At 72.3% G+C, this 253-nt stretch carries 1 protein-coding gene; it reads right to left on the bottom strand.

What is annotated here, in order from left to right; translation table 11 throughout:
* On the bottom strand, positions 1-253 hold a 253-nt coding region (locus SB717_RS37865; protein WP_410908314.1), incomplete at both ends, for a hypothetical protein.

Genomic DNA, 253 nt, shown 5'->3' with positions numbered 1-253 from the left:
CCAGATGCCACACGCCGCGCTCCCACACCGCCAGCCACGCCGACCCGTGATCGTCGACCAGCTGAAACCGATGCGCGCGCCGCTCACGCGACGGATCCCACGTGCGCTCGACGATCGGCCACGGGCCCGCCCACGACACGACCCGGCGCCCATCGAGGACCGCCGGCGAGGCCGAGAGGAAACCGCGATCATCGACCGACACCGCCTCGCCCTTCACCCCTGTGACCGACACCGGCCTCGGCTCGCGGAACAC

It is taken from the genome of Priestia sp. SIMBA_032 (genome assembly GCF_046535215.1).
Classification (GTDB): domain Bacteria; phylum Bacillota; class Bacilli; order Bacillales; family Bacillaceae_H; genus Priestia; species Priestia aryabhattai.
The sequence above is the reverse complement of the archived record's forward strand: the minus strand, read 5'-3'. Positions and strand labels throughout refer to the sequence as shown.